Below are 4,467 nucleotides of genomic sequence, written 5' to 3'. Positions count from 1 at the left end.
CTTGTATTTTGCTCTGGTTGGCGTTTTTTAGGCGCAACTTGGTCTTTGATAGTCATACTATTTGCTCCTAAATCAGGGTTTGTTGTGGGTCGTCGAGCCTTTCAGCTTCGAGCTTGTGATAGGCAAGATCTTGCATAAGTAAAACAATTTGGTCGGCTACGTGCTGGGCGTTACCGTTGCCTTCTTCTAGTTGCATCACCATGCCAATCACTTGGTTTGCAAACTGATTCAGGTGGTTAATGGTGGGCATGCTAGGTTTTTTACCTTTAGGCATATCAACAATAAGTTTGTCTAGACTATGCGCCATATATTGGAGTGGGTACTCTCTACCTGTTGCTGCCATGTATGGTATTAGCAAGCTTGCTGGCATATCGCCATTACCAAGATGTTTATAGAGCATGTCGTTACTAACCCCCGTTCTATCAGCGATGCGTGGCACGCTCATATTACGTGTTGCTTGTGCATGCTCTTTACAAAGTTGTAGGGACTCTTGAAGGCTACGAGCGACAACTCGATTCCATTGGCGGCGTTTTGTTTTAGTAGTCATAGCAACCTCCTTTTTGCAAGCGAGGTGCAGCAAATAGTCCATTCCAAAAAGAAAGAATTTTTGGAACTTCCAAATAGAGGATCTTACTGGCTAGAATTTGATCATCACGTAAACGGGAGATCAAACCATGCAAACCGACTTTATTACTTACCAGTTTAAAAATCTGCTTGAATGGCTGTGTATTGACGATAAACCTTGTGCCGCTGTGTACTGCGCGAGCGCTAAAGAACTGCGCCAACTCATTGTTGAACTTGGCAGCTATACGCATATTGAGCGCAGAGTGGTGGTTAATCGACTGTACCAACAACAAAACACGGCTTTGTTGGCGCTGATAGCATTGTGCTATGTACGGGCTAATTATGTGCATTGTGTGGCTCCTGTAAGTTCGGTAACTCAGTTATTAGTAAAGTGGTTACTTAGCCCTTACGAGGCCAAAAGCTGCTGAAGCTGGTTAACGCCTTGCTCTCTGTTAATCAGCCCTCTTGGTGGGCTTACTGTGACATTGGGGAAAACATCACAGGTCTCTTTACCTATGATCTTGGCAATAGCATTAGCGACCTTTTGAGACTTAGTGTGCCCACAAACGACACCTGAAACAGTTGCGAGGCTAACACCCAGTGCATCAGCAACCATAGAAAGCGAATAGCCTTCGTTTGCAATAGCTTGTTTAATTTCGGAGGATTTCATAGTACATTACCTTTTTGAGTAAACCTTTTACCTGAACTTTGGCGAGTGAAAATAAAAGGTTTGGTTAATTGTTAGGCTAAGTATAGGGTTCATATGTGAACCCTGTCAACATGAATTCCCATATATGAACCATAAATTAATTGAAGAACGAGAGAGACTAGGCCTCCAACAAAAGCAAGTCTATGATTCTATTCAAGTTGGTAAGTCCACCTATTACAGGTGGGAAAGTGGTACCCCAATACCTTCAGACAAGTTAACTGAACTAGCGAAGTTAGGATTTGATGTTGGCTATCTAGTAACAGGCAAACGTACTCAGATCCAGGAAGATGGAGTTGTTTGCTTTAGCAAGCAAAATATTCAAGAAGCTCTGACTGCGTTTTTATACAATACGGCTGAGTTAGGCTTGCTGACGAAGTCACCAGATGCGAAAGTTGAATCTTTGGTAAATATGGCAATGTTTAGTTTGTTTCGAGAGATTGGAGAGGTGTATCAGCCAGAGGTAATAGAATCAAAAAGTAGAAGCTCAAAGTAACCCTCTACTTTTTTTGGTGAACTCAATAAGGTTTGATGGTTTTGTATTTTTATAACTCGACTCACAAAGAATGTTGAAGGCATCAGCCTCATCTTTCCACTCAACCAACGCCATATATTTTGTAAATTGGTCGTTCATGCTGTCAATATCTCTTCTTTGTCTAAGTAGCACATAAGCTTTGGTTCCCAGTCTATCATCCTGAAAAGCATCACTGTTCACGTAGTCTTTTGGACCTCCTCGCAATTTAACAGAGGCCATCATAATTGTTATGCTCAATATTATTAAACCGGAAAAATATATAAGACTAAACATTTTGATTCCTTGGCTTGAGTTTATATTCCCATAGATAACCGACTAACGGTAAAGCGATCAACGAGCTTATCGCCAGATTCCCTGAATTAATTCCCAGTGTGTATAACGTGCTTAAATGGTGCGTGCCGAAAATTTCTAGCTCAAAGAATCGAGCTATTTGAAGGAAGCCCAACGCTGAATACGCAAACATAACACTCAGTGATGTGAAACCGATACAAGCTTTATGTCTAATATGAGCGTAGTAGATCACAAATATACACAAAACATCTAAAGTTGCCCAAGTACCGTACCAAAACACTAGATTGTCCCTCGATGCAGAGACAATCTCATTTAAATAGGGTTCAATCCTAAGGTTCAAGAATTGAGAAAGAACCCAGACTGCCGAAGCTATGTAATAAGAGCGAGAACCGATTTTCAAACAATACATCACCAATGGTGCAATTACTGAAATCAACCAAATCCATGTATTTATCTCATGTAGCTTGTTTAGGTAATCTGGGAACATGTTTACAACTCAACTTACTTCTTATTATCGCTTTTCAAACCTGCATAATATTGGACTTCTGGAGCTTCCACAGCTTTAGTCTTTGCACCAGGATCATTCCCGCTGCCATTACCACCAGTAATCAAAATCAACGTTCTTTTATTAAGAAGCTTGATAGTACTTTTGCTAGATTTTTTTATGTGCATTTTTAAAAACTCCTGTAGTTGGGAGCTATCAGCTTAACACTTTTTAAATGGATTTATTTTAAACTAGATTAAAAATGGGAACGGATGCCGTGGCTGTCCGTGCTACGTTACTACTGGTTACTCAATCCATTAACTCAACTATAACATTTGCCAAATGTTAGGCAAACAGTTTTGTGTTTATTTTCGGAATAATTTTACTCATTTGCGATAGAGCGCCCGTATTTAGCGTTATGATGCGATACTTTGGCAACGGACAATACCCAGATTTTCGGGTGATTTAATCAACTTTGATTTAACAAATGTGATTCGCCATTGTAAATTTCAGGAATTATTTGTATGTTTTATTAGTCAATTACATTTGATTCAACTAAAAGGACTTATTATGAAATACTACATCATCGCTCTGCTGTGCCTAGCGGGCGTATACCTCATGATCCCTACTAATGTTTCTGGTGATGCTTACATACTCACACAGTCTCGTAGCACCGTGCCGATGCCCTTAATTAAGGTAACAGCTTACGACTATGACGAATTTAATGAATTTCTCGCAAACCAGCGCCATTACGCCACAATCAACTGCGGCGTTGTTCCTACTCAAAGCGACTTAATGGATTTGCAAATAGCGATGGTAAGAAACCCGCATAAGCGCAAAGATTACAATAAGGCCAAAGACCTTGTTAATAAGTGTGCCTTGGAGACTTTGCTAATTGATAAAATACAGTTAACCCCAATTGCCTCAGCAATCACAGACAAAGAAGGAAAGTTCTCCATGTCTGTGGGTCGCAAAGATGTGGTGTTGCTTGCTAAAGGCTCTCGGGATGTTTTTGGCAACCTTGAAAAATATATTTGGATTAAACCTGTTAGCTTGGGCTTTGGGTTCAACTATACGGCCGACTTAGACAATACCGGTATTATTGAAGATCGGCATATCTCCACGGTTCACTTGTAATTTATTAACCCAGTTTAAAATACACTCACCAACACTATTGGCACTCTATCAGCACAGCCTGATGGAGATGCCAAATGATCACACCTCAACAACTCTTACATTACCGCCAACTACCCAATATTGCCGCTGCGTTGCGTGGCTACAGTGATGCGTTTTGCCGTAGCGTGTTAACCATTTTGTATTTAGAGGGCGGCTTGCGTGACGATGGCGGCCTAAACGATGTTGCGTCTGACCGTGGCGGCCTAACTAAATTTGGCATTAGCCAGCGCGCATATCCTCGACTCGATATCGCCAACCTCACCATTGACCATGCTATACGACTGTACTATCGCGACTATTGGGAGCCGATGCACTGCGATGAGTTAAACAGCGGCGTAGCACTCATGCTCTTGGATGGCTCCGTACAACATGGACTAAGCGGCATTACACGAATAGTACAACGCATTGCAGATGCTGAGGTGGATGGCGTATTTGGCTCACGTACACTCAAAAAATGTCAGTCAATTTTACCTAACCTGTTTATTAGCCAGCTGATCAGCCGCCGCGCCCGTAAATATGCGCGCATTTGCCTAGATGACAATAGCCAAATCCCTAACCTAAATGGTTGGATGAACCGCCTAAGCCACATTACCGAACGCTGTTATGCCGAGGTGTACCGTGGGGCGTAACTGGGAGTGGAGCTATAAACAAGGCCGCATAAAACGATTAAAGGCTGAGGTTGCCGCACACCAGAACGGCGAGCCATTTGAT

8 protein-coding genes are annotated in these 4,467 nt (G+C 41.8%); 3 read left to right on the top strand and 5 right to left on the bottom strand.

Features of this window, described 5'->3' with window-relative positions:
• Positions 1 to 67 precede the first annotated feature (67 nt).
• Genes L1271_RS24420 through L1271_RS24410 form a run of 3 tightly spaced genes read right to left on the bottom strand, consistent with a single transcriptional unit; the run spans position 68 to position 1,234 of the window.
• The gene (locus L1271_RS24420) at positions 68 to 547 is read right to left on the bottom strand and encodes a hypothetical protein (RefSeq protein ID WP_010604423.1); all 480 of its coding nucleotides are present in this window, start codon (positions 545 to 547) and stop codon (positions 68 to 70) included.
• Entirely contained in the window at positions 537 to 914 is a 378-nt protein-coding gene (locus L1271_RS24415) for a hypothetical protein (RefSeq protein ID WP_138521776.1), read from the bottom strand. Before L1271_RS24415 ends, L1271_RS24420 begins: the two co-directional genes overlap by 11 nt.
• A gap of 56 nt (positions 915 to 970) precedes the next feature.
• Positions 971 to 1,234 (bottom strand): helix-turn-helix domain-containing protein, encoded by a 264-nt coding sequence (locus L1271_RS24410; protein ID WP_088531228.1) that lies wholly within the window; start codon positions 1,232 to 1,234, stop codon positions 971 to 973.
• 124 nt (positions 1,235 to 1,358) lie between these two features.
• On the opposite strand from L1271_RS24410, the gene L1271_RS24405 reads away from it, so the two are divergent.
• Positions 1,359 to 1,766, top strand: coding sequence for a helix-turn-helix domain-containing protein (locus L1271_RS24405; protein ID WP_088531229.1), 408 nt, complete (start codon positions 1,359 to 1,361; stop codon positions 1,764 to 1,766).
• Here L1271_RS24405 and L1271_RS24400 read toward each other — a convergent pair.
• Positions 1,758 to 2,078, bottom strand: a complete 321-nt coding sequence (locus L1271_RS24400) for a hypothetical protein (protein WP_235369023.1) — start codon at positions 2,076 to 2,078, stop codon at positions 1,758 to 1,760. The genes L1271_RS24405 and L1271_RS24400 overlap by 9 nt on opposite strands.
• A gap of 519 nt (positions 2,079 to 2,597) precedes the next feature.
• Positions 2,598 to 2,768 (bottom strand): hypothetical protein, encoded by a 171-nt coding sequence (locus tag L1271_RS24395; RefSeq protein WP_157757238.1) that lies wholly within the window; start codon positions 2,766 to 2,768, stop codon positions 2,598 to 2,600.
• A gap of 382 nt (positions 2,769 to 3,150) precedes the next feature.
• Between L1271_RS24395 and L1271_RS24390 the strand changes: the two genes are divergently transcribed.
• Positions 3,151 to 3,717, top strand: coding sequence for a hypothetical protein (locus L1271_RS24390; protein WP_235369022.1), 567 nt, complete (start codon positions 3,151 to 3,153; stop codon positions 3,715 to 3,717).
• Positions 3,718 to 3,791: 74 nt separating this feature from the next.
• A complete protein-coding gene (locus L1271_RS24385; protein ID WP_235369021.1) occupies positions 3,792 to 4,385 on the top strand; it encodes a glycoside hydrolase family 108 protein in 594 nt (197 codons plus the stop codon).
• Positions 4,386 to 4,467: the final 82 nt, after the last annotated feature.

The sequence above is a fragment of the Pseudoalteromonas sp. OF5H-5 genome, from assembly GCF_021530695.1.
Taxonomy (GTDB): Bacteria; Pseudomonadota; Gammaproteobacteria; order Enterobacterales; family Alteromonadaceae; genus Pseudoalteromonas.
Note: the sequence above shows the minus strand (reverse complement) of the source record. Positions and strands in the feature narration are given on the sequence as shown.

Coding starts and splice junctions, on each gene's coding strand:
- L1271_RS24390 (WP_235369022.1), top strand. CDS start 3,151: ATGAAATACTACATCATCGCTCTGCTGTGCCTAGCGGGCGTATACCTC.
- L1271_RS24395 (WP_157757238.1), bottom strand. CDS start 2,768: ATGCACATAAAAAAATCTAGCAAAAGTACTATCAAGCTTCTTAATAAA.
- L1271_RS24385 (WP_235369021.1), top strand. CDS start 3,792: ATGATCACACCTCAACAACTCTTACATTACCGCCAACTACCCAATATT.
- L1271_RS24400 (WP_235369023.1), bottom strand. CDS start 2,078: ATGTTTAGTCTTATATATTTTTCCGGTTTAATAATATTGAGCATAACA.
- L1271_RS24415 (WP_138521776.1), bottom strand. CDS start 914: ATGCACATAATTAGCCCGTACATAGCACAATGCTATCAGCGCCAACAA.
- L1271_RS24405 (WP_088531229.1), top strand. CDS start 1,359: ATGAACCATAAATTAATTGAAGAACGAGAGAGACTAGGCCTCCAACAA.
- L1271_RS24410 (WP_088531228.1), bottom strand. CDS start 1,234: ATGAAATCCTCCGAAATTAAACAAGCTATTGCAAACGAAGGCTATTCG.
- L1271_RS24420 (WP_010604423.1), bottom strand. CDS start 547: ATGACTACTAAAACAAAACGCCGCCAATGGAATCGAGTTGTCGCTCGT.